Here is a 24,544-nt window from a genome sequence, read left to right on the forward strand (position 1 = left end):
CACCTTAGGTTAGGAGCGGGCTTCTGTTATTCCTTATCGGCTAACTTAACACAAACGTTATTTTTTCCGCTTTTTTTGGCCTCGTAAAGTCCGAGATCTGCATGATGGAATAGTTCTTGAAATGATCGTACTTTTCCGTCTAAGTTATCCGTAACCCCCATACTGGATGTTATGGATACACTGTTTCCTCCCATTTCAATCTTTACATTACCGATAATCCCCCTCATTTCTTCAGCCCTTTTCTTGCCACTTTCAAGTGAAGCGCCCCTTACCAATACGACAAATTCATCCCCGCCATAGCGGGCGAATAGCTCATTTTCCTTCATTGTTTTTGAACAAGCATTACTTACTTGCTTAATAACCTCATCACCAAAAAGGTGACCGTACTGATCATTAATGATTTTAAAATTATCGATGTCAAATAAGATACAGACAATATTTTCATCTTTGACAGATGCTTGTTCTAACCACTCTTTTGAGGTGGTTTCTAAATAGCTTCGATTAAAGATACCTGTTAAAAAATCGGTATTGGCTTTCCTTTTAAAATCAGACATACTATGTTTAATTTCAAGCTTTAAAGCCGTTAATGCTAATTCTTGTTTATTAATTTCGTTTAACAAGGATATATATTCCTTTTGAACACGATACCCTAACTGAACATCCTCCATCTGCTCACATAATTGGCATCGCTCTTCTTGAATTGATTTTAATAGGTATAAATCACGATAGCTTTCCACTAATTCCTTTGCAACAGTTAAAGAGTCAAATGCTTCCTTAAATATTTTTTGCTTCCTATACCAGCTGCCTTGTAAATGATAGCATTGAGACTTTTCCCTTATAAAGGATTCTAAAATGGGGTCATGGATCATTTCATTAATTAGTGCTTTGGAAGCATGAAAATGATTGAGCTCAAGATAAGCTTTTGCAATGTTTAGCTTTACTCTCAGTTCAAGAATAGGACTGGCAGGTTTGTGTAATTTAGACGCCTCTAGTCCCTTTTGCCCCGCTTCTAAGGCTGCCCCATAATTGCCTTCCTCCATCAAAACATGACTGATATTGCTATATCCATTGCTAACTATATTATATTTCTCTAATTTCTTTCCTAACCCAATGCAATTCTCCAGTGTCGCCTTGGCCTTCGCAAAATCCTTATTATATTCATAAAGCAAAAACAATACATTGTACTGATGTAATAGATCTGCTTCGTCTCCAAAACGGCTGCAAACTTCAACATAGGCTTCAATACTATTAAAAGCTTCCTCTGTATCACCAATACAATAATAGGAAGCAGCGTGATTTATATGGGCAGTTAAAATAGATTTAAAATCATTGCATTCTTTTCCGCTCTTCAGAAGATGATAGCATGCCTCAATCGTTTCCTTATATTTTCCCTCGGCCCTAAGTTTGGTTACTTTTTGCTGTAATAGCTTTAAATCTTCTTTCTCCATATTTCTGCTCCTTAGTATATGAGTATAAATATGTATAAGTTATTTCTTTATATGATGTATTAGATTATACCTCATAAACTAGAGTAGAGCCTGTTTTTTCCTTGTAAAAAAACTTTATTCACAAGAAAAAAGAGAAGTGATAATCACTCCTCTGCACTGGGCCGTTTTTAGAACATAATTTATTATAAAGCACCTAATATAAAATACAGGAGAAAGAAAAACGCAATAACATACATTGTTCCTGTAACTTCTTTTTTTCTGCCTGTTGCCCATTTTAAGATCGGGTAAGCAATAAAGCCAAAAGCAATTCCGTTAGCGATATTAAACGTTAGCGGCATGATGGCCAGCATTAAATAAGCCGGGAAAGCCTCTGTAAAATCGCTAAAAGGAATTTCTTTTATGGATTGGACCATAAGACATCCAACAATAATCAATACGGGTGCGATCGCGCTATTAGGAATCACTTTAAAAATCGGTGTGAGAAATAGTGCCGGTATAAACAGCAATCCAGTTGTTAATGAGGTTAAGCCAGTTCTACCACCCGCGGCAATACCTGTTGCGGACTCAGCAGCAGTCGTTGTTGGGCTGCAGCCAAATAGGCCCGCACCGATAACTGAAAAGGAATGCGCTTGAAAGGACTTGCGAAATTTCGATTTATCTGGGAGCATGCCAAGCTGGGCACCCATATTTTGAAAAATAATGACCATCGATAAAGAAAATACGGCTGTCCAAAAATGAAACGTTCCAATTTGGCTAAAATCAAAAGCTAAAAAAACCTCTTGATAGCCGTTAAATGAAAGTTGGAAATCACGCAACTTTGAAAAGTCGACAATACCAAATAAAGCTCCAATAACTGTCCCGATCAAAATTCCGATCAAAAAGTTCCCTTTAACATTTTTCTGAAACAAGGCCACAAGAATAAGCAGAGTAAGCAGGGTCGTTAAAGCATGGGGATCGCTAATTTTCGCCAGCGCTACAAAGGTTCCCTCATTTGCTACGATCACACCGCCATTTTTCAAACCTAGAAATGCTATAAATAAGCCAATCCCTGCCGTCATGGCATGAATCATAGACATCGGAATAGAATTTGATAAATAATCAGCAACTTTCGAAGTTGTCGTTATCACAAAAACAATTCCTGCAATAAGAACAACGGCTAAAGCCTGCTGCCAAGTTAGACCGAAAGATAACACAAGGGTAAATACAAAAAAGGCATTGTCCCCCATCCCTGGAACGATGATTAGTGGAGAATTTGCCCAAAAGGCTAATAACATACAGCCTATGAAGGAGCAAATCACCGTGGCAAGAGTGACCGCTTCATAAGGCATGCCGGCAATATTCAAAATCGCACCGTTCACAACTATGATATAGGCTACCGTAATAAATGAGGTCAGACCAGCAACCATCTCTGTCCGGACACTCGTATGTTCTTCTTGAAGGTGAAACCATTGATTCAATTGTTTTAACAAGAGTCAATCACTTCTTTCTAAAAAAAGCCAGTATTAAGAAAAGCGCAAGCGCCTTCGGAACAATCAAAGGACAATTGTTCCTGCGATGTTTATTCGCAGAAGCTTTCCTTTGTGCCCACCCCCGACTAGCACAAGACGAGCCTCACGGTAAGGTGAGCTCTACCTTTCAGGATTGGCTTGTGAGCTCGAGGTCGACAAAAACGCGACGTCCTGTCGCATTGTCGACACTAGTACGTCCTGTACGTTGGGGGTAGGCGCTGGAGCTAGACATTTCTCAAATTCGAGAAAAGTTATACTTTCTTATATTCTAAAAAAGCTGGATGTCTATCCGACCTCCAGCTTTCAATTATAATTTATATTGCTTAACGTTTTCCAACATCATAAGGTTCCCCTAATGCCTTCGGTGCACGTGCTTTTCCTGTAAAAACAAGAACAAGCAATGTCAGCAAATAAGGAAGCATGTAGAAAAACTCGGTTGGAACCTTAGCAGCAAACTCTAATATTTGGAATTGGTCCTTTACTGCCTGGGCTAATCCGAAGAATAAGGCAGCGAGCATCGCCCCTACAGGATGCCATTTTCCAAAAATAACAGCGGCAAGAGCAATATACCCTTGACCTGAAATCGTATTAAAGGCAAAGTTGCTGTTAGACGTCAGAACAATGGTCGCTCCGCCTAGAGCAGCAAGAGAACCGCTTAACAACACCGCAGTATAACGGATCCGGTTCACTTTAATTCCCGCTGTATCAGCAGCACTAGGATGCTCACCCACTGCACGCAGCCTCAGACCGCTTGGTGTCTTAAATAGTATTAAGAAAATAACAATAACTAATAGAATGGCAAGATAAGTTGTTGGATAGGCAGAAAAAATCACTTTCCCGATAAAAGGAATATCGCTTAAATAAGGAATCCTTATCTTATGAAAAACATTTGCTAACATTGGTGTTTCTGCTGAACCAAAGAAAATCATTTTCACAAAAAAGAAGGTTGTGCTTGCCGCAAGAATATTAATAACTACCCCGCTCACAACTTGATTGGCTTTATATTTAATCGTAGCAAGGGCATGAATAAGCGAGAAAATGACCGTAAAAACGAATGCCCCTACTAAGCCAATCCAAGGAGAAAGAGATCCTAATCCTGCCGTTTCGGCATAGTAAGCGATAATCGCTGAAAAGAAAGCACCTGATACCATGAATCCTTCAAGTCCAATATTAATGACACCTGATCGTTCTGATATGAGTCCTCCTAGTGCCGCAAAAATAAATGGTGTAGAAAAGACCAACATTCCACTAAGGAGATTTCCGATGACTTCCATATGCTACGCCTCCTTTTTAGACTTCTTTTTCACTGAAGGGAAGAATGTCTTCACAATTCCCGGTGCAGCAACGAAGAATATGATAAATCCAATGACCATACGAATAATTTCTCCAGGTACATTTGCCCCGAAGCTCATTCCTTGAGATCCGTAAGTGAGTGCCCCTACTAAAATACCAGATAGCAGTACACCAAGAGCGGTATTGCCGCCTAAAATAGCAACAGCGATTCCATCAAAGCCGATACCTGAAGTAGTTGAGCTAATGGCAACATATTTAAAGACGCCTAACACTTCAAAGGTGCCAATTAAACCGCCAAACACACCAGAAATAAACATCGCCCGGACAACGACATTCGGCACTTTCATCCCTGCATAAAATGCGGCATGCTGACTTTGGCCAACCGCGCGAAGCTCATAGCCCCACTTCGTTTTATTTAAATAAACAGAATAAAAGATAACAGCAGCAATCATAAGCACAAAGCCCCAATGCATCCTTGCGCCGCCCATCAATTGAGAAAGCCAGCTAATCTGAATGCTTGCAGATTCTTTAATCATTTCAGAGCGCTGTGTGCCTTCTTGCGCCATAAATAAACGAATAAAGAATTGGCTAATGTATAGGGCAATAAAGTTAAACATGATGGAAGTAATAACTTCATTAATCCCTCTTTTCGCCTTAATATATCCAATTAAAGCACCCCATAGTCCGCCAAGCAACGCACCAAATAACACCGATAATGTTGCATGTAAAAAAGGAGGAAGATTCAGCTGCGTCCCAATAATAAGCGCCCCTAGAGCCCCCATGACAATTTGCCCATCGACCCCGATATTAAACAATCCTGACCGAAAGGCGATTCCAACAGCTAAGCCGCTCATGACAAGCGGAATGATTGTCCGAATGGCTTCGCCAATATCGTAGCTGCTTCCAAAAATCTTTGTTACTAAAGATTGGTAAGCTAAGACAGGATCATAGCCGCCGATTAACATGATGATAGCACCAAGGAGTAAGCCCACAATAATGGCAACGAAAGGGATCAATAATGATTCACTTTTGAGTCCTTTATACAATTTATCCATTCATGCTCCCTCCTTCATGTTTTCCTGCCATCATTAAGCCTAATTCTTGGTCACTCGTTGTTTCAGGAGTCGTCTCGCCAACAATTTCACCATCGAATAATACGAGAATTCGGTCAGCTACATTGAGGATTTCTTCTAGCTCAAACGAGATGAGAAGCACCCCTTTCCCTTGATCGCGCTGGGAAATAAGCTGCTTATGTACAAACTCTATCGCGCCTACATCGAGACCACGTGTTGGCTGTGCGGCAATTAACACTTTTGGCTGTCTCTCAATTTCTCGGGCGATGATAATCTTTTGCTGATTTCCACCCGACATCGAGCGAACCTTCGTCTCAATTCCAGGTGTGCGAATATCAAATTCTTTCACTAACCGTGTAGATAATTCATCCATTGCCTTCTTATTAATAAATCCATTTGGACTCATCTCTTTTTGATAATACGTTTGCAGGATCGCATTTTCGCTAACGCTGAAATCAAGAATAAGTCCATGTTTATGCCGGTCCTCAGGAATATGCGATACACCTGCCTCGGAAATCGTGCGAGGCGATTGATTGACCATACTTTTGCCTTCTAAAAGAATGTCTCCAGATTGAATCGGTCGCATGCCTGTCAGAGCCTCGATTAACTCTGTTTGGCCATTCCCGTCTACACCTGCAATTCCGACAATTTCGCCCTCGCGCAGAGAAATGGAAAGATGGTTTATAGCGTTTCTTCCTTTCTCTCCAGCTACAACTAGATCTTTCACATCTAATAAAACATCTTTAGGAATAGCTTTTTGTTTCTCTGTTTTAAAATTAACAGCTTTTCCAACCATTTTTTCCGCTAATTCCTGCGGATTTGAATGGGCTACTTGCAGGCTTTCTATCACTTTTCCTCTTCGAATAATCGTACAAGCATCGGCAATTTCCATAATTTCCTTCAATTTATGGGTAATTAAAATAATGGACTTTCCTTCTGCTACAAGGCGTCTCATAATCTCAAGCAATTCACCGATTTCTTGAGGAGTCAGAACAGCGGTTGGTTCGTCAAAAATTAAAATATCAGCACCACGGTAAAGAGTTTTAATGATCTCGACACGCTGCTGCATCCCCACGCTAATGGACTCAATGGTTGCCATTGGATCCACATCAAGACCGTATTTTTCAGAGAGCTCTTTAACCTTCTTACTAGCCCCTTTAATATCAATCTTTGCGCCATTCTTCGGTTCCATCCCTAAAATGATATTTTCAGTTACCGTAAAGGGCTCAACGAGTTTAAAATGCTGATGGACCATTCCGATCCCCAGCTCAATCGCTTTATTGGGGTTATCCATGACGACAGGCTTGCCATTTACATAGATTTCGCCCTCATCAGGCTGATATAATCCAAATACAATGCTCATTAAGGTAGATTTCCCCGCACCATTTTCCCCTAGCAAGGCATGTATTTCGCCGCGTTTTAATTGAAAGCTGATGGAATCATTGGCAACCACTCCTGGAAAACGCTTCGTGATCCCCTTCAATTCGAGTACACTATCAGTCATTGTCAAACGGATACACTCCCTAAAAAATTTTGGGGCTGTCTATGACAGAGGCTGACCCTCTGCTTTTAAGACAACCCTAAAAATTGCTTTTATTTTTCAGGCACGACAATCTCACCATTAATAATTTTTTGGCGATATTCCTCTACCTTTTCAAGTACTTCTGGGGCTACGTTTTTATTAGAGGTTGGGGCGATATCCACACCATTCTCTTTTAAACCCATTAACGTCACTTTTCCGCCTGGGAAATTGTCTTCAGCTAAGCTTTTTGAAACTTGGTAAACGGCTTCATCAACCTTTTTAATCATTGAAGTTAATGTAACATCGTCTCCAAATGTTAAGCTTTGGTCTTTATCTACCCCAATAACCCAAACGTCCCCGCCTTTGCTTTTGCGTTCCTTTGCTTCATTAAAGACACCATTTCCTGTTAGCCCTGCCGCGTGGAAAATAATATCGGCGCCATCGTTATAAATCGTTGATGCTGCTGATTTCCCCATATCAACACGGTTGAATAAACCTGTATAGTTCACAATCAATTTCGCATCTGGATTAACAGCTTTAATTCCTTCTCTAAAACCAGCCTCAAAACGTTTGATGACCGGAATTTCCATCCCGCCGACAAAACCAATTTTATTTGTTTTTGTTGTCAGACCAGCAATTACCCCTACAAGGAATGCCCCTTCTTGTTCCTTAAATGCTACTGCTGCCACATTCGGCACAATGATATCCGAGTCAACGATCCCGAATTTAGCATCAGGATTCTCGTTAGCCAGCTGTGTAACCGCATCTGCCAGTGTAAAGGCTGTTGCCCAAGTTAAGTCATAACCGCCTTTAACAAATTGCAATAAGTTTGGCATAACATCAGCATCGGTTTTTGGCTCTAAGTATTTCACTTCAAATCCGTAGTCTTTATTTAATTTTTGCAGCGCTTCCCAAGCGCTTTGGTTAAATGATTTATCATTTACACTTCCTAAATCAGTAACCATCCCAACCTTTAGCTTTTTTACTCCCTCATTATTACCATTTTCTGTGCCATTATCGTTTGCATTATCCTTTTGTCCACATGCTGTAAGAACAAGGGTAAGAATTAATATTAATGGCAGGATTTTACCCATAACTTTTTTCATTTTACTTCCTCCTTTAGTTTTGAAAATACTCTCGATTATTTTGTCCAACTCATTGGTCTAAATCCAAAGTATTCTTCCCTTTTCAACAAATTTTTTATTTTAATTCCCATGGTATAATGTTCATTATCATTCAAAAAAAGCAGAAACAATGAACTGAAAGGTTGGATTTCTTTGATTACCAAAATCACAGACTGTGCCATTTTCTCAGATATTCCCGAGAATGAATTATCTAAAATCACTCCTTTATTTAAAGAGCGTCTTTTCAAAAAAAACCATGTTCTAATGTTTGAAAATGACCAAAGTGATGAGATTTATATCATTCGCTCAGGAATGGCAAAAGTCTGCCGTATACATGAAGGCAGGGAAATTGTCCTTGGTATAACAATGCCTGGAGATATTATTGGTGAGACAGAAGCACTTTCCAACGATCAACACCGGATCTCATCGATTGAAGCTATAGAGAATGTTTCAACCTGGCTTATTTCCAGGAATGATTTCTTAAATATTGTGGAAAAATACCCATCAGTCCTCAGAAAAGCCTATATGATTCTTGCCGAGAGGACCCGTGTCCTGAATCGGCTCGTTCGATATTTAACCTTCTATGATGTCCGCACGAAGGTTGCAAATTTACTCATTGATTTATTTTACAATTTTGGAAAACCGTGTGATAACGGTTACAAAATAGACCTGAAAGTAAATCAATCCTTACTAGCAAACATGCTTGGTGTGACAAGAGAATCCATCTCCAAAACCCTAGGTGATTTTCAAAATGAGGGCCTTATTGATGTACACGATAAGTATTTTTATCTCCTTGAAAAAGACAAACTAGAATTGATATGTAATGAAACTGAAGAGACCCCTTCACTTCGCAAGTGGAATTCTCTTTAGTCTAGCAGCAAATCAAATATAGCAAATGAGTAATAGTAATTCAGTTATGCGTTTAACGTTTTTTTTGTGAACTGGCTCACATTTTTGTCGTTACCCTTTTAACAGAACGCAAAATTTTATTATGTTATGATTTTTTGGAATCGCTTTCGAACGAAAGAATTTTGGAGGGAAGATATATGAGTTTTCATATCGAGGCAAAAGTTGGAGAAATTGCAGAATCCGTATTACTGCCAGGAGATCCGCTTCGTGCCAAATACATTGCTGAGACTTTTCTAGAAAATGCCGTTTGCTATAACCAAGTGAGAGGTATGCTCGGCTTCACTGGAACATATAAAGGGAAACGTGTTTCCGTACAAGGAACAGGGATGGGTATGCCATCAGCATCCATTTACATTCATGAATTAATTAAAGATTATGGCGCAAAGAATCTTGTTCGCATTGGCACTTGCGGAGCCATTCAAGAGGATGTAAAAATTCGTGATGTCATCATTGCTCAAGCGGCTGCAACAAACTCAGCAATTATCCGCAATGATTTTCCTGGATATGATTTTCCACAAATCGGGAATTTCGAATTAATAAAAAGCGCGTACGAAATTGGCGTTGAAAAGGGCCTTAATCTTCATGTGGGAAATGTTTTATCTTCTGATCTTTTCTATACAGACGATACGGAAACATTTTTAAAACTGGGAAAATTAGGTGTTTTTGCTGTTGAAATGGAAACGGCTGGACTTTATTATTTAGCAACCAAATTCGGCGTAAAAGCTTTATCTATTTTAACTGTAAGTGATCACATCATTACACACGAGCAAACAACAGCTCAAGAAAGACAAACCACCTTTAATGACATGATTGAAGTGGCTTTAGAGGCGGTAACAGTCTAAAATGTTTTAGAAATTTTTTTCTAAACCTTAACTCGACTGATTATTCTTAAACCAAAGCATATCGAGCCGTACATTAAGATTTTCGTACGGCTCTTAAATAAAACTGACACCCTCTTAGAAATCGTCTTCTATCTATATTGGCTTTACCCTTTCAACATAAGTAACTTTCTTCAGCTTTCTAATTTCTTTAAATCCATTATTTAAATAATAACCTAGAGAATATTTCGTACAATACGCGATTACTGTTTTTGACCCAAGCTTTGATACAAGCCTGTCCCTTTCAGCAAACAACAGCTTATAAATCCCACGCCCACGATAATTCCTTTTCACAAAATCTGTTCTGTATAAAATAACTTCGGGGTAAACCGTGTAACCAACTACACCAACGAGCTCATCCCCATTTTTAGCCGCAATCCAGCTTGTATTTTCTGTATACCCGATTTTCATTTTTGCTTGCTTAATATACGGAATGATTGGGGTGATTTCGCGGAAGGTCACTTGAGAAATTGTAATATCCATCATTCTCATCTCCTATTGCCAATAAATTCTCCCTTCTTAGAGCTTGTCTATTCCTAGCAAATGAATCGCCCTTTTTCAGTGTTTTATGACAACTTTACATATTCATATGGAAAATTGATATTGATTGATTGGATGACTTTACTTATTTAATAGTCCATTCATGCTTAAAAGAGCCTGATTTTATGGCAACTTGAGGGTTTTTGAATATGAGAGGCAAAAAATCTTCACGTATAGCTGTTCAATTAAAAAAGCAGTGCCATTTTTCTAATAGGCACTACTTTTTAAAGGATAGTATTCTACTTATTCATCTTAGCAAGGAAATCACCAAGCAGATCATCAAGGTCGAAATCGGTTTCTGGAGTCTCATCCACCCTATCCGGCTCCTGATTTTCCTTGGCAGTTTCCCAATCAAACGCCATTAAGTCATCGTCCATTGCTTCTTCTAAAGCTGCTGCTGATTCCTGTTCATATGTTGAAAGATTAGCCTTTTCCTCATCTACATTAGAAATCTCGGGCCCTTCTTGCAAATACAATGCCTCATTGATATCGACAGATTTGCTATTCATGGATGCCAATAATGAGGTTGACCGAACAGGATCGATTAACAGCTGATAAATAATATTGCCTATGAGGGCTTCGGAATGCTCATGCTTTAACCAATCTCGCTGGGATTTACTTAATCGCTGAGGAAGAGGAATGGTGATCGTTTCCCTTTCTTGGGAGTATGATTTTCCAACTCCCTCTAGAACAAACTCAGCCATTTTGCTTGAGAAATTTCTTCGTTCCGTTTCCTTAAGCTTTTGCAGATGCTTTAATAAGTGGTCAGGTGTATCTGAGGGGACACGAAAGGATATCGCTTGCCCCCTTTTAATCGTACCTGATTTTGATTTTTCCATAGAATCACCTTAGCCCTTCACAGGCGCTTTGACCGCTTTTACCTTCTCCATTTTTCTTTCATAGTCCTTAATTAATTTATAATAGGCATTGGCCATCATCCAAATGCTCTCTTTTTCATTTTCAAAAAAATCAATGTTATACCCATCTAGATTATTGTTTATTGTTTTTATATATTCCTTGAGTACATTCGCCCCGCCGCCGACAAAATAACAGATCTCTGTCTGCGAGTTTTTTTGCCACACATTCCGCAATAAACGATACTGCTTCTTAGCCAAATCAAGCAGGATTCGATCTGTAATGTCATGGACACTTGTCCGGCTTCCTTTTACCATAATATGATTGCGGTCATTTTTCTTCGTTATAATTTCAACCACATCTCTGCGGCTGTCGAGTTCAATGCCATGCTTCGATCTTATTTCTTCTCTAATGGCTTCTAGTGATTCGGACACACCAAGATTAAACCCTTGAGCCTTATCATCATCAACATTTCGGTTCTTAATAACCGCAATATCGGTAGACAAACCCCCGATATCCTGGATAATAATTCTTTTGTCAATAAGATCCTTATTAATAACTTTCAAGTCATTATCCATGACTAGATTAATATAAGCAGCAAATCCTTCAGGATAAACCTTAATCTCATCGAACCTTAAATTTACCTTTAATCCTTGGTATTTAGGCGTCACAAGAAATTCCACCTGATGGACAGACCCTATTAATTTCGAACGGTATCCGGCATCCTTTCCCTCCTTAACCTCACGAAGAGGGAGTCCCGTTCCGAGTGTATAGGCAGCATCAATGATATTTTTTGTCCGCTGGAAGACATCTTTGTTTTCTGACCTTACTGCATCTAAAGCCAGTGTTGCAAAAAGCATAATTAATGTTTGATCTTCCTCTGATTTACTGCTCCCAGGGTCAAGCTCTGATGCGCTGTTGCTTTTAGTTGCCAAGTTTCCAACCCGGTAAATGACGTTATTCTCCTTTAAAGCAGGTGAATGGACCTTTATATGTATGCCATCAAGCGGGTTTTTCTGATCCAGCTCTTCGATTCCTATAATAGGACGATCCTCTGTGTCCCTAGCAATAATATTAGGAATATTTAATTCGTACTCTAATTCCCCGAAAATAGCCTTAACCGAGTCATTTCCAACATCAATAGCTGCAATTCTGGATCTAGTCATTTCATCTTCATCCCTTTTCTATTTAATTGTTTTATATGTATTAAGCAGTTTCTACTTTTAAGGTTAAGGGGTATGATTGAAATCTTCAATGGACGCAGCCGAAATAAAATACAACTGTAAATCAGTAAACATCTTGTAAACTAAGTGATTTTCTGTAAACAATTATGTATACTTGTGTAACAAATTTGTATACCTATTGCCACTAAAGGATGTATACGAATTTGTAAACAAGTAAACGTGTTTGTGCACGAACTGTTTACAATTTGTATACAAGTAAACAGCCAATAAATGATACTAGCAAGATTCATTTTTAGTTTATTCTTTGCCACTAGTTTGAAACTTCCACCCTCTCATTCCTTATGTAAAAAGAAATCAGATCCTGCATCTTGAATGATTTTAATTAAAAAGGAGATATGTTTCATGGGAAAATTACAATTTCTATATCAACTTAAGCTCATCCCATCGTTATTGGATGAAGACAATTGGACTGACAAGGAGCATAACATTGTTCAGGAGCATTTTGAGGTGTTACAAAGCTTAGAAAAGGAAGGGAAGCTTATAATGGCAGGCAGAACATTAGATACTGACCCATTAGGGCTAGTTATTTTGGAAGTAGATACGGAAGATGAAGCAATAGAGCTTATGGAAAATGATCCTGCTGTTAAGGAAGGAATTATGGAAGCAAAGCTTTCCCCTTATCGATTGGCCATACTAAGGAAATAAAAAGCTAGGAACAAAGACAAGAGTATATTAACCTTTGTCTTTGTTCCCTTTAACAATCATCATATATATTAATGCTGTTCAAATAACTGCAAAAACTCGCCATACCCTTCATCCGCAAGTTTATTCTTAGGAATAAATCGGAGTGCGGCAGAGTTTATACAATACCGGGCATGGTCTGGACCGGGTCCATCATCGAAGACATGACCCAAATGGGAATCGGACGATTTTGCGCGGACCTCTATTCTCCTCATTCCGTAAGATGTATCTAGTTTTTCCTCGATTTCTGTTCTTCGCAATGGCTGTGTAAAGCTCGGCCAGCCGCAGCCAGCATCGTATTTATCCTTCGAACTAAACAACGGCTCGCCTGAAATTATATCTACGTAGATGCCCTCCTCTGTATGATCCCAAAATTCATTTCGGAACGGAGGCTCTGTTGCGTTATTTCGTGTGACTTCATATTGAATCGGAGTTAACTCTTTCCTCAATTGTTCTTCACTTTTGAGGTTTTTCCAGTTCTCGCGAATAAACCGCGCACGTCCTGATCCTTCTTTATAAAGATTATAGTGAAAAGAATTCTTTTTATAATAATGCTGATGCTTATCCTCGGCAGGGTAAAAACGGCTCGCTGGCAGAATTTCAGTTACGATTGGTTTTTGAAAACGGCCGCTAGCAGCTAGTTCATTTCTTGAAGCCTCTGCCAATTCTCGCTGTGCTTCATTATGATAAAAAATCGCTGTTCGATAGGAAAGCCCACGGTCATTGAACTGCCCTCCCTCATCGGTTGGGTCAATTTGCTGCCAAAACAGGCCAAGTAATTTTTCATACGGGAAAATGGCAGGATCGAATGTAATTTGGACAGCCTCATAGTGACCAGTTTTATCGGAACAAACCTCTTCATAAGTTGGATTTTCCTTATGACCGCCCGTGTAGCCTGAAATGACTTCCCTTATCCCAGGCTGCTCATCAAATGGAGATACCATGCACCAAAAGCATCCTCCAGCAAACGTTGCCAGTTCTAGTTTCTCTGACATTCCAAATCAGCTCCTTCACATACTTTCTTATCATTATACTGCATTAAAATAGACGAGAGCCAATTACTCCCGTCTAGCTTAATAATAATTATAAAGGTTTGTTCGGCTCATAGGTTGGCTGTTGATTTTGCGCCTGGTAAGCCTGGCTTTTGGCTATCGCCTGTTGGACGCTTTCCTCTATGGAAAATTCCGTATCGGCCTTGTCAAAATGCCCAAATTGATTTTGAGCTTCTACTACCCGCTGCTGTTCCTTTGCTTGATCCAGCTTTCGCTTTAGCATGCGCACCACTCTCCTCTATGAATAAAATACATCTATAGAGTTTCCAAACATTCACGCATTATTCGAGCAGCAGCTCTTAAAAGGATACGGCTTTTTTCCGGTCTTCATGACCTATGTGACGCTTAAATTGAAGATAGAAAATAGCAGTTAATCCTGCCGAGATGATTCCGAATATCACGACCATCATCTGCATCCCAACTAAATCCAGCAAAAATCCTGTTCCTAATAGTACTACCTGGAACATCACTCGATCTAACATACTGCGGAAGGAGAAAAAGCGCCCATGGAATTCTTTCGGCATTCTTGTTTGAAAAATGGTTGCAGCAGTCGGATAGAAGCACCCGACTGAAAACCCAACAACCGCGAAGGCAGCAATAGTCACTATTTTTGAGTCTACGAAGAATAATGAAATTTGCGCAAACCCTACAATAAGCGAGAAGAAAAACATAATGCTATAAGGTGACCAGCGATCACTCATTTTCTTCACAGCAAAAGCCCCTATCATAAAGGCAATGCCTTCAGCTGCATATATTATCCCCTTCAGCAATTGATCATCATGAATTTCGCTTATTTTTATCACAAGAAGATTAAAGCCGCCTAAGAATAAAAGCGGAACAAGTGATAAAACAAGTGTCATTAATACAATCGGCAGCCCTTTAATGACAGGTAATACCTCTTTAAAGCTGCCCTTTGACTTGGACGTGCCCGTGTTTTTCTGCTTAGCCGGTTCATCAATTTTCAAAAATAATGTAAATAAGAATAGGAAGAAGTAAGCAATAAATGATGTAAGATATAACATGAACAATGACATAGCTACAAGCAGAATGCCCGCTAAGGATGTGCCTAAAATCCGTGCAATCGTGGCAACATTCATATGGACTCCGTTCATTCTCAATAAATCTTTTCCATCCACAATCAATGGAATGGCTGCTTGAAGTGCCGGGAAATAGAACGAGGCGGCAACTTGAATGCTGATGACAAAAACTACGAGCCAAAGAATGGAGCCAGTCTGCAAAGAAATAAACATAAAGAGTACACTCACCATTCTCCCTAGACCTGCATAAATCATCACCGTTTTTTTCCTCTTTTGGTCTGTAATCCTTCCTGCAATGGGACCAGCCAGTATGCCGGCTAATAACCCAATCGCCAGAATAACGGATTTCATAAAATCAGATGGCACCTTTTCCTGCATAAATTCAAGGTTCCCAATAATCCCCATCCACAACCCTAACCCAGCAATTAATTCCCCGCATAAAATAATCCATACATTTTTATTTCGCCACATATCCAAATTTCCCCTTAAATTTCATTCGATAATCGAAATATATATGATTATATCCTAAAGAATATGTATTTGGCATTAATAAGTCTTTGAAGAATTTGTTTAAGTTCACATTAGGCATATCCATAAATATTACTCAGAGTTATGCAAAAAAATGAGGCTGTCATATAAAGGTACCTTGCTCCACAATACTATCTAGAGCTTACTCAACAATTTGAACCTAGATATAAAAATTGTGGTGCCTGCCACTTTTCCTATAGGACAACCCCTTGACCAATTATTTAAGCAAGTGCTTTCTTAGGCTTCTTCGCTTCCCGACGCTGTTCCTTAATTAGGATTCCCCCGATTAAACCGACAAGCGAAAATATGACAGGAATGAGGAACCCGTAGTGGTACCCCACATCAGTAGTATGATAATGATCTAAAACCTTTCCAAAGATACTTGGCAACAGAACAGCGCTCAAAAATCCGCCTGTATTCGCAAACCCTGAAACAAATCCAACATCCTTAACATCAAAGGATTTACGGACAACCGCAAAGGTGAGCGTGTTCGCTCCATTGCAAAGCCCGATGATAAGGAATAGCAGAATGAGTATGGAAAACGGAGGATTCCCGCCTAATACAAAAAATGTGACCCAACACATGAAAGTGATGAAATGGATAACTACATAGGGACGTTTAATCACCCCAAGCCGATTAGCCATCCAGCTCGAAAAAGGAGCTCCAATAATCGCACCCATCAGACCAATCATAATAAGCTGGCTCGCATCGGACCTCGTCATTCCATACATATCCATCCCATATGGCACAGCCCATGAGCCGATAAAACCTATATATGTTCCGACAATTCCGAAGTGACAGCAGAAGGTCGCCCAAGCTTGGCGACTTGTAAGGATGCGATGGAGCAAATGTAAAGTCTTTTCACGTTTCTCCCTTATTTTTGGAGAGGCAGATACGGAAGTGAAATCGGTTTTAAACATCTGTTTCGGTTTATGAACGAGGATGAAATAAAGAATGAACCCACACAGGCATAGAATAATACCAGTTGTAAAAAATGGTTTTCTCCAGCCCCATAACGTGATCCACTCTGAAAAAGGAACCGTTGCCATCAGGAAGCCGAGGCTCCCAACCATCCCCGCTACTCCAATCAAAACAACAAATTCATTCCCTTTAAACCACAGACTTAAAATTAGCACCAAATTGACCCAAATGGTCGCATCCCCTATACCGACTAGTAATCTGGCAAGCAGGAGAACATTTGCATGCTCTGCCAGACTATATATAAGCGTGCCTGCACCATTTAATAAAGTACCAGCAATGAGGAATATATTAGGTCCGAAGCGATCAGACAAAATCCCAATGGGAATTTGTAAACTTGCATAAGCCAAAAATTGAATACTCGTCAGCAACCCAATAGTCGAAGCCGTTAAACTAAAGTCTTTCATAATTTGATTTGTTACTAATCCGGGCGCTGTTCTTTGACTCGCAATTACACAATAGATAAATAAGACTGCGGCAAACACAACCCACCTATACTTGCTATTTTGTTTTTCCAATGGCTTCTACCCCTAATAATTTTTAAATGATCTCTCCATTATACTCCAGATTCTTCGTGTGCCGAACGTTTTTTTCTCCAATATATGGAATTTTGCAAAAAAAAGCCACGGAGCACATTTTGGGGGTGTACTCCGTGACTTTTTAGCGATATTTTATTAATGCCAGTTCCCCGCTTTATAGCTCCCTTTTCGAAACGGCAACCACCAATTCCATTTTCCAAAAAGCTTCATTAAGCTGGGGACGAGCAGAAGCCGAATAATCGTTGCATCAATGGCCACGGCAACTGCAATTCCTACCCCAATTTGTTTCACCGGCATTACATCCGTAAAGGCAAAGGCCCCTGTTAAAACAATCATAATCAGTGCAGCTGAAGTAATAATTTTACTAGTTGTGGCAAGGCCCTCCACAGTTGCCCGGTCATTATCCAGAGAATTGGCATATTCCTCCTGCATTCTTGAGATTAGAAAAACCTCATAATCCATGCTTAGCCCAAAGACAAGACTAAAGACGAGAACCGGAATAATGAGTGCAATTGTTCCAGCCTGCAAGCCAAAATGTCCATATTGGAAGATGTATACTAGGATTCCAAATGTTGATGCTAATCCAATGATATTCATCAGGATTGCCTTAATTGGAATAAGAATGGACCGGAAAGCAAGCATCAGAATGAAAAAGGTCGAAACAATGATAACGGTGAGAACGAGCCAAATTTGATTCGAAATTTCATCAAAGATTTCCTGATTGAATTTTGGCTGTCCACCAATGAGTAAATCAAATTCTGTTTCTTTTTCCGATAATTGGCGAGCCCAATCCTGTGCTTTTGTCGAGGCTCCAGAAGCCTTTAAGGTAACAGGAATGAGCAGTTTTTCATCCTTAATGAATGATTCTGTCAGCGGTTCGAGTTTGGCCTTCATTTCAGGTAACGCCAATGCCTGTTCCCATTCCCCCGGCGAGTGAATCCCGCTTAAAGCATAAATGGTTTTGACCTCTTCAACTAGCGGGTCTTTTAACAGATCCTCTTCTAATTTCTTCATCTGCTCTAAACCATCCGTATCCTGCCAGCCATTTTCGCGTGTGGCCACAACAAAAGCAGAGGCTTTTTTTCCAAGGCCAAATTCATCCTCCAGCAGCTCATAGGCTTGACGGGAATCATACGATTCAGGCAATGAATCAATTGTCGGAATCGTTAAATTCATGTTTTTTGCAGGGATAAGGGCAATCCCTAATAAAATGAGAGCGATTATCGTAATAAACACAGGACGCTTGATGACTGCATTGGCGAAAAAGCGCCAGCGGTCCGTCCCGTTTGGATTTACTTTTAGCAGCTGCCACTTATCAATTTTATCCCCTAAAGCGATTAGTACAGATGGCAGCAGCGTGATGGAGCTGAGCACTGCCATAGCAACAACAATCATCCCGCCAATAGCGATATTTTGAAAAATCTCGACCCGAATCAACAGCATGGCTCCTAAACCGATAAACACACAGAAGGCCGAAAAAACGACTGAACGTCCAGCTGTCCGAATGGTTGTGGAAACAGCCTCAAACGAGTTTGATTTTTTCCGCTCCTCCCGATACCGGCTAATAAACAATAGAGCGAAATCAATGCTCAGTGCGAGCCCAAGCATCGGAATGATGTTCATGACAAAAATGGATAATTCCACATGACCGCCTAGTACCGTAAGCGTTCCAAAGGAAACAAGTATCGTTGTAATTCCAATAATTAACGGAATCGTTGAAGCGATAACCGTTCCAAAGGCAAATAGGAGCACGATCACAGCAATAGGAAGTCCAATCGCTTCAGCAATCATTAGATCCTTTTGGCTGGCAGTATTGATATCCTTGGAAATCGCAGGAGCTCCTGTCAGAACAATTCCCTCTTCATCGCCGATCGTTTCACGTATGTCAGTTACGACCTGGGCCATATCCAGATCCTTATTATCAAATTGAAGGATGGCATAGGCTATGTGACCTTTATAGAGTGTGGGGTCTTCTAAAGGTGAAGTTATTGTAGAAGCAACGCCAAGCTCCTCTACTTTATTTACCATAGATTCGATTTTTTTATCACTTATTTCGTTGAAGACGAGGAACATCGTTTCCACAGGCATATTAAAAGTATCTGCTGCGATATCCATGACCTCTGAATGCTCCCCATTCATCCGAAACCCATCGCCCTGCAGCATAGCCGGAAGCCGAATAGCGAAAAACGACATAACAACTGTCAGTACTACCCACGCCAGAATGATATATTTATAAGTTTTCGTTACAAAACGTGCTAGTGTCCGAATAATCCCGTTCCTCCTATCTTAACAAGTATTTTCCCCCTTTTAGTTTAGCCGATAAGGAAGGAAATGTCTCTTGAAAGGTGGTGGAATTAGGGAATTTAGAGTGGATGGAAAGTGTGAATTTTTATGGTTAGTGTTTTTTCGTGGAGGGCCGCTAAACGCGAGTCATGAACAATTCATAGTGAGCGTTTTGGCCGAGGGAACCCCTAAACGCGAACCATGAACAATTCATAGTAAGCGTTTTGGCAGGGGTGACTCCTAAACGCGAGCTATGAACACTTCATAGTGAGCGTTTTGGCAGGGGTGACTCCTAAACGCGAGCTATGAACACTTCATAGTAAGCGTTTTGGCCGGGGGAACCCCTAAACGCGAACCATGAACATTTCATAGTGACCGTTTTGGCAGGGGAGAACCCTAAACGCAAGCCATGAACACTTCATAGTGAGTGTTTTTACCGAGGTGACTCCTAAACGCGGGTCATAAAGCCTTCTAAAAACCCCCTACCTTATTAATCAGGCAGAGGGTCAACAATTCATTAAAAATTCATTTCCAGCTCGAATCCGCACTGTCCCCTTCAAGGCGCTTCATGAATTCCTCCGCGGCGCTGTAGCCTTGCTGCTTTAAGTACCAGTTATTGGCGGCAGCTTCGATTAATCCGGCCACATCCCGTCCTGGCTGGAGCTGAATTTGTATGTGAGGGATCTGAACACCCATGTATTCCGTAAACCTGGACTCAAGCTCAAGCTCGTTATTAAGATCATCCTTTTCCCACTTCGTTAATTCAATATCGAGCGCGATCCGGGTTTCTTCTTGGAAAGCCTTTCTTCCATATAGGCGCACCACATTTAATAGCCCAATGCTGCGCAGGGCGAGAAATTCTTTGTTCATCCCATTATGGGAACCAAGTAGTGTTTGGGGGCTAAGTTTTTTCAGGACAACGATGTCATCGGCGATTAGGCGGTGTCCGCGCCCGATTAGCGTATGGGCGGTTTCGCTTTTTCCAACGCCGGATTTCCCCCTCAGCAAAATGCCGATTCCCGAAACGTTCACACAAACACCGTGAACAGCAATCTCGGGTGCCAAAGTTTTGACCATATAGGCATCGAGCTTTGCAATAAATTCATAAGTAGATGCCTCAGTTTGCAGCAAAGGAATCTTCTCTTCGTTGCAAAATTGAGTTAAGTACTTCGGTTTTTCCTGATGGGCAGTCACAATTATACATGGAGGATTATATTTAACAATATTGCCTGCACGAAGCTTCCTCTCATCATCATTTAACGTCTTTAAATAATTAACTTCATGCTTCCCGAGAATCTGAACATTTTCCATCGGTAAAAAATCAAAGAAATCGATAAATTCTAAGCCAGGTCGAACGGTTTTCGGTTTGGTAATGATCCGGTCCAATTGACTCTCTCCAGCTAAAACCTCTAATTTAAACTGCCGAACCAATTGTTCTATCGTAATCGAGTTTCCACTCATCACACTCTCCCCCCCGTTTCTTAAATCTAATAATCTTTTGTTAAATGAGCTTTGAAAATCGAGCTTTCAAAAATGGAGCCAAAGGGCTCTCTTTCTGCGGCCATTTGAGCAATTTTTTAAATAGAATATAATAGCGCTTTCAAAATGGGTTGCTGAGCCCTATTTATATTAAAATTTAAATTGTGGTTTCATATACCAACTTTCAAATTCCTGCATTTCCCTATGATACTAATTACAAAAGGACGTTACAACACTATTATGCAATCTGTTATAAAGTTGTTAAATATTTGGGCAATTAACTAAGTGACTTATTTACGTTTTAATGATGTGAAAAGTTTCTTATATTCGCCATTAAACCCCCAATATCTCCCTAATATCCTCATCCGTAAGAGCAGACATCACGCCCTCCTTGGATTCAATGACCTCTTCTATTAAATGGCGCTTTTTCTCTTGCAGTTCATTTACTTTTTCCTCTATGGTCCCGCGGGATATGAGCTTAATGACCTGCACCGTTTTCGTTTGCCCAAATCGATGAGCCCGGTCTGCAGCCTGCTCCTCAACAGCCGGATTCCACCAAAGATCATATAGAATAACTGTGTCAGCCCCGGTCAAGTTGAGCCCTGTGCCGCCAGCTTTCAAGGAAATAAGGAAAAAGTGACGCTCCCCTGCATTGAATTGATTGCATAAGTCCACACGTTCTTCTGATGGAGTTTGACCATCCAGATAAAAGAAAGGGAGCCCCTGCAACGTCAGTTCTCTGCCAATAAGTGAAAGCATTTTTGTAAATTGGGAGAAAATCAGCACCCTTCTTCCAGAAAGCCTTGCCTCCTCGATGAGTTGCATAAGCTGCAAAAATTTCGCTGAGCTTCCTTTATAGCCGTCCACAAACAAGGCTGGGTGGCAGCAAATTTGTCTTAATCTAGTTAATCCCGCAAGAATCCGAATGCGATTTTTCCTGAGTGTGTTCTTATCCAAATGCTTTAGCGTATCATGACGAAGCTTCGCCAAATAGGCTGCATATAATTTCTTCTGATCCGGGAGCAGCTCCACTGATTCCACCGCCTCAGTTTTCTCAGGAAGCTCTGCCAGGACGTCCTCCTTCAGCCTGCGAAGCAAAAACGGACGAATTCTCCTGGATATGATCTTTTTTGATAGGTGACTGTATTCTTGTAATCCCATAAATAATTCCGGAAAGACTACATGAAAAATCGACCAAAGCTCCTCGAGGGAATTTTCAATAGGTGTCCCGGTGAGTGCAAAGCGGTAATTCGCCTGTATTCTTTTCACCGCTCTCGCTGTTTGTGTGATCGGATTTTTAAAGGCCTGTGCCTCATCGAAAAATACAGTATGGAAGGTCTGTTTTTCGTACCATTTCATATCCCGGCGCAGCAAGGGGTATGAGGTAATAATGACGTCCATATCCATGCAAGCCTTTTGCAATTGGGCCCTCTCTGCTTTGCTTCCATCCATCACCAAGGCTTCTATTTCCGGAGTAAATTTCATCAATTCGCTAAGCCAGTTATAGGTTAATGAGGATGGACACACGATCAGGACAGGCTTCCTCTTCTCACGGATATCCGAGAGCTCTGATAAAATAAAGGCTATGCTCTGCAGTGTCTTCCCTAAGCCCATATCATCGGCAAGAATCCCTCCGAACCCAAAGCCAGCAAGAGTTTTCATCCATTTAAAGCCTTGTTTTTGGTATTCCCTCAAAATCGGCTCTAACCGCTCTGGTACTTCATACTCCAAACTCTCTGGATTTCGAAGACTTTCTAAAAACTGCTTAAACGATTCCTCTATTGTTAATGCCTTGCTTCCCTCTGCCGAATCCAGCAGCCGAAGCCCCTGAACAATCGGGACATTCAATCCGCTTTCTAGATCCTCATCTTGGGCAGGAACAGCACGCAGGAAACGTTGTATTTCTTTAAACTCCCGTGTCTCCAATGAAAGCAATGATCCGTTTCGTAAACGATAGTACCTTCTTTTTTCCTCTAAAGCTTGTAAAATATCGCGGATTTGCTGTTCAGGTATGCCGTCCATTTCAAATTTAAACTCCAGCCAATTGGTGCGTTCCTTCTTGACCCTCACCCTAATTTGCGGACGGGCGTTCTCTCTGAAAATCCGATTTCTTACCGCTGTTGTGGCATAAATCTGCACAAGCTTCTCCAGCTTCGGAACCGTGTAGCATAAAAACTCGAACTCTAGCTCTTCATTTTGCAAAAAATAACCGCCATCTGTTTTACCGAAGGAGCTAGCCTCCATCAGCTGAAGGATCGCCTCTTCCTTTTCTTCGTCCCTTATGAGCATAATGCTTGCAGGCGGTTCCCGTCCCTCTAACGGGTTGATGACGATTTTTTCATAATGAAACTCAAGCCCGGCAAGCAGACGATTTTTTACCCGATCCAAATAAAGCTTCGCGATTAACGGGGCCCTTACAAGTCGATTAGCAATGGCTTCTGAAATACGGACATTCCCAACTTTTTTTAAGCCCGGAATCACTTTTTCCAGGAAAAAATCGACCTGATTGCTCGAAATCGGGATTTCATCCGTACCGGTCGTTTCAAGCATTTGTTTTAATTCCATTAGACGCTTGCAATCTTCCTCTTTCAGCTGAATGTATCGTCCGTCAAATAAGACAGCCCTGTATAATTCCATCACAAGCAAACGGTCCATTCCGTTTATACGTAACCGATAGCTGCTTCTTCCACTTTCTTCAAAGTCGAACTGTAATGGGAGGATCTCTATAGAAACCCTTAGACCGTCAAACATAGTTCCGCCGTAAACGAGCTTTACAAACGGAGCCATATTAAGATGTGGCAACAGTCGGTCCCAAGAAGAAGATGGAATCAGAAGCATGTATTCGTCCGAATGGTCTGACACTGTCCTAAGAGAAGTTTTTTCATCTTGTCTTACCTGAATAAGCTCCTGAATCACATCATCGGTTTCTTTTTGAAAACAATGAATCTCCGGATCATACGTAAATAGTGTTGAAAGCTCGCATGAACGACCAGCCTCCACCCTTTCCAGAAATCCCCGTATATCCTGGACAAGAACAGGACCTATTTTTACCCCGACCCCCATCATCCATGAACCCATGCCCATATCCACTGGCTTACAGATAAACTCGGCAGCAAGAACTTGTCTGTTTTCAAAATGAAGCTGCTCTCCACTCGAACGAACGGGCTGATCATTGAAAAGTCTAAGCAGCCCTTCCGTCAGCACATTATTCTGTTTCAGCTCTGTCCTTTGACGCTGCCGCTCGTAAATAGCTAGCAAAACAGCCGCAATATGCTGGCAATCATTTTTAACAGAAGCAAGCTTTGGACAGCTGCATGCGATCTGTATACCGCCACCCTCATCCTTATCAATTGTCACATAGAAGTTTTCCGTGCCTTTAACCGTTGCTTCACAGCGATTATCATTATATTTATTGATTTTTACCTTTCCCGCACGATAAAAAGAGTCTCCTCTTTTGAAGGAGACAGCACCACACATGTCTTTTATCATTTTTTGAGTTAAATGCAGTTCCACATGGCCCGCTCCTTTCCGAGGATACGTTTCATACATAATTTAATCATACTCTGCAAATAG

19 protein-coding genes are annotated in these 24,544 nt (G+C 40.7%); 3 read left to right on the forward strand and 16 right to left on the reverse strand.

Annotated elements, in window-relative coordinates; translation table 11 throughout:
* Positions 1–26: 26 nt before the first annotated feature.
* The 6 genes from RRV45_RS21275 to RRV45_RS21300 form a co-directional block, all read right to left on the reverse strand.
* Positions 27–1,448: a tetratricopeptide repeat-containing diguanylate cyclase gene (locus tag RRV45_RS21275; RefSeq protein WP_315666639.1), complete on the reverse strand. Its 1,422-nt coding sequence runs from the start codon at positions 1,446–1,448 to the stop codon at positions 27–29.
* A gap of 182 nt (positions 1,449–1,630) precedes the next feature.
* Positions 1,631–2,917, reverse strand: a complete 1,287-nt coding sequence (locus RRV45_RS21280) for an NCS2 family permease (RefSeq protein WP_315666640.1) — start codon at positions 2,915–2,917, stop codon at positions 1,631–1,633.
* A 362-nt stretch (positions 2,918–3,279) separates the two neighbouring features.
* Complete coding sequence (locus RRV45_RS21285; protein WP_315666641.1) at positions 3,280–4,230, reverse strand: ABC transporter permease; 951 nt, start codon at positions 4,228–4,230, stop codon at positions 3,280–3,282.
* 3 nt (positions 4,231–4,233) lie between these two features.
* Positions 4,234–5,304, reverse strand: a complete 1,071-nt coding sequence (locus tag RRV45_RS21290; protein WP_315666642.1) for an ABC transporter permease — start codon at positions 5,302–5,304, stop codon at positions 4,234–4,236.
* Positions 5,297–6,826, reverse strand: a complete 1,530-nt coding sequence (locus RRV45_RS21295; RefSeq protein ID WP_315669121.1) for an ABC transporter ATP-binding protein — start codon at positions 6,824–6,826, stop codon at positions 5,297–5,299. Before RRV45_RS21295 ends, RRV45_RS21290 begins: the two co-directional genes overlap by 8 nt.
* 89 nt (positions 6,827–6,915) lie before the next feature.
* Positions 6,916–7,950 (reverse strand): BMP family lipoprotein, encoded by a 1,035-nt coding sequence (locus RRV45_RS21300; protein WP_315666643.1) that lies wholly within the window; start codon positions 7,948–7,950, stop codon positions 6,916–6,918.
* A 171-nt stretch (positions 7,951–8,121) separates the two neighbouring features.
* Between RRV45_RS21300 and RRV45_RS21305 the strand changes: the two genes are divergently transcribed.
* Positions 8,122–8,838, forward strand: coding sequence for a Crp/Fnr family transcriptional regulator (locus RRV45_RS21305; RefSeq protein WP_315666644.1), 717 nt, complete (start codon positions 8,122–8,124; stop codon positions 8,836–8,838).
* A 176-nt stretch (positions 8,839–9,014) separates the two neighbouring features.
* Positions 9,015–9,719 (forward strand): purine-nucleoside phosphorylase, encoded by a 705-nt coding sequence (gene deoD, locus RRV45_RS21310; protein ID WP_315666645.1) that lies wholly within the window; start codon positions 9,015–9,017, stop codon positions 9,717–9,719.
* Between the two features lie 132 nt (positions 9,720–9,851).
* On the opposite strand, the gene RRV45_RS21315 is transcribed toward deoD, so the two are convergent.
* From RRV45_RS21315 to RRV45_RS21325, 3 genes are all read right to left on the reverse strand, one after another.
* On the reverse strand, positions 9,852–10,241 hold the full coding sequence (locus RRV45_RS21315) for a GNAT family N-acetyltransferase (RefSeq protein ID WP_315666646.1): 390 nt from the start codon (positions 10,239–10,241) through the stop codon (positions 9,852–9,854).
* A gap of 293 nt (positions 10,242–10,534) precedes the next feature.
* Positions 10,535–11,134, reverse strand: a complete 600-nt coding sequence (locus RRV45_RS21320; RefSeq protein WP_315666647.1) for a hypothetical protein — start codon at positions 11,132–11,134, stop codon at positions 10,535–10,537.
* Between the two features lie 9 nt (positions 11,135–11,143).
* On the reverse strand, positions 11,144–12,316 hold the full coding sequence (locus RRV45_RS21325; protein ID WP_315666648.1) for a ParM/StbA family protein: 1,173 nt from the start codon (positions 12,314–12,316) through the stop codon (positions 11,144–11,146).
* 420 nt (positions 12,317–12,736) lie between these two features.
* Here RRV45_RS21325 and RRV45_RS21330 point away from each other — a divergent pair, with 420 nt between their 5' ends.
* Positions 12,737–13,039, forward strand: coding sequence for a YciI family protein (locus tag RRV45_RS21330; protein WP_315666649.1), 303 nt, complete (start codon positions 12,737–12,739; stop codon positions 13,037–13,039).
* A gap of 68 nt (positions 13,040–13,107) precedes the next feature.
* Here RRV45_RS21330 and msrA read toward each other — a convergent pair whose 3' ends face one another.
* From msrA to RRV45_RS21365, 7 genes are all read right to left on the reverse strand, one after another.
* Positions 13,108–14,070, reverse strand: coding sequence for a peptide-methionine (S)-S-oxide reductase MsrA (gene msrA / locus RRV45_RS21335; RefSeq protein ID WP_315666650.1), 963 nt, complete (start codon positions 14,068–14,070; stop codon positions 13,108–13,110).
* An 88-nt stretch (positions 14,071–14,158) separates the two neighbouring features.
* Positions 14,159–14,350 carry a hypothetical protein gene (locus RRV45_RS21340; RefSeq protein ID WP_315666651.1) on the reverse strand — a complete coding sequence of 64 codons (192 nt, stop codon included), beginning with the start codon at positions 14,348–14,350 and terminating at the stop codon, positions 14,159–14,161.
* 76 nt (positions 14,351–14,426) lie between these two features.
* A complete protein-coding gene (locus RRV45_RS21345; protein ID WP_315666652.1) occupies positions 14,427–15,635 on the reverse strand; it encodes an MFS transporter in 1,209 nt (402 codons plus the stop codon).
* Positions 15,636–15,913: 278 nt separating this feature from the next.
* Positions 15,914–17,188 carry an MFS transporter gene (locus tag RRV45_RS21350; RefSeq protein ID WP_315666653.1) on the reverse strand — a complete coding sequence of 425 codons (1,275 nt, stop codon included), beginning with the start codon at positions 17,186–17,188 and terminating at the stop codon, positions 15,914–15,916.
* Positions 17,189–17,344: 156 nt separating this feature from the next.
* Complete coding sequence (locus tag RRV45_RS21355; protein ID WP_410489400.1) at positions 17,345–19,477, reverse strand: MMPL family transporter; 2,133 nt, start codon at positions 19,475–19,477, stop codon at positions 17,345–17,347.
* A gap of 540 nt (positions 19,478–20,017) precedes the next feature.
* A complete protein-coding gene (gene hprK, locus RRV45_RS21360; RefSeq protein WP_315666655.1) occupies positions 20,018–20,953 on the reverse strand; it encodes an HPr(Ser) kinase/phosphatase in 936 nt (311 codons plus the stop codon).
* Positions 20,954–21,304: 351 nt separating this feature from the next.
* Positions 21,305–24,484, reverse strand: coding sequence for a DEAD/DEAH box helicase (locus RRV45_RS21365; protein ID WP_315666656.1), 3,180 nt, complete (start codon positions 24,482–24,484; stop codon positions 21,305–21,307).
* Between the last annotated feature and the right edge of the window lie 60 nt (positions 24,485–24,544).

The organism is Bacillus sp. DTU_2020_1000418_1_SI_GHA_SEK_038 (genome assembly GCF_032341175.1).
In the GTDB taxonomy this organism is placed as follows: Bacteria; Bacillota; Bacilli; order Bacillales; family Cytobacillaceae; genus Cytobacillus.

Coding starts and splice junctions, on each gene's coding strand:
- RRV45_RS21275 (WP_315666639.1), bottom strand. CDS start 1,448: ATGGAGAAAGAAGATTTAAAGCTATTACAGCAAAAAGTAACCAAACTT.
- RRV45_RS21285 (WP_315666641.1), bottom strand. CDS start 4,230: ATGGAAGTCATCGGAAATCTCCTTAGTGGAATGTTGGTCTTTTCTACA.
- RRV45_RS21290 (WP_315666642.1), bottom strand. CDS start 5,304: ATGGATAAATTGTATAAAGGACTCAAAAGTGAATCATTATTGATCCCT.
- RRV45_RS21295 (WP_315669121.1), bottom strand. CDS start 6,826: ATGACTGATAGTGTACTCGAATTGAAGGGGATCACGAAGCGTTTTCCA.
- RRV45_RS21300 (WP_315666643.1), bottom strand. CDS start 7,950: ATGAAAAAAGTTATGGGTAAAATCCTGCCATTAATATTAATTCTTACC.
- deoD (WP_315666645.1), top strand. CDS start 9,015: ATGAGTTTTCATATCGAGGCAAAAGTTGGAGAAATTGCAGAATCCGTA.
- RRV45_RS21315 (WP_315666646.1), bottom strand. CDS start 10,241: ATGATGGATATTACAATTTCTCAAGTGACCTTCCGCGAAATCACCCCA.
- RRV45_RS21320 (WP_315666647.1), bottom strand. CDS start 11,134: ATGGAAAAATCAAAATCAGGTACGATTAAAAGGGGGCAAGCGATATCC.
- RRV45_RS21325 (WP_315666648.1), bottom strand. CDS start 12,316: ATGACTAGATCCAGAATTGCAGCTATTGATGTTGGAAATGACTCGGTT.
- RRV45_RS21330 (WP_315666649.1), top strand. CDS start 12,737: ATGGGAAAATTACAATTTCTATATCAACTTAAGCTCATCCCATCGTTA.
- msrA (WP_315666650.1), bottom strand. CDS start 14,070: ATGTCAGAGAAACTAGAACTGGCAACGTTTGCTGGAGGATGCTTTTGG.
- RRV45_RS21340 (WP_315666651.1), bottom strand. CDS start 14,350: ATGCTAAAGCGAAAGCTGGATCAAGCAAAGGAACAGCAGCGGGTAGTA.
- RRV45_RS21345 (WP_315666652.1), bottom strand. CDS start 15,635: ATGTGGCGAAATAAAAATGTATGGATTATTTTATGCGGGGAATTAATT.
- hprK (WP_315666655.1), bottom strand. CDS start 20,953: ATGAGTGGAAACTCGATTACGATAGAACAATTGGTTCGGCAGTTTAAA.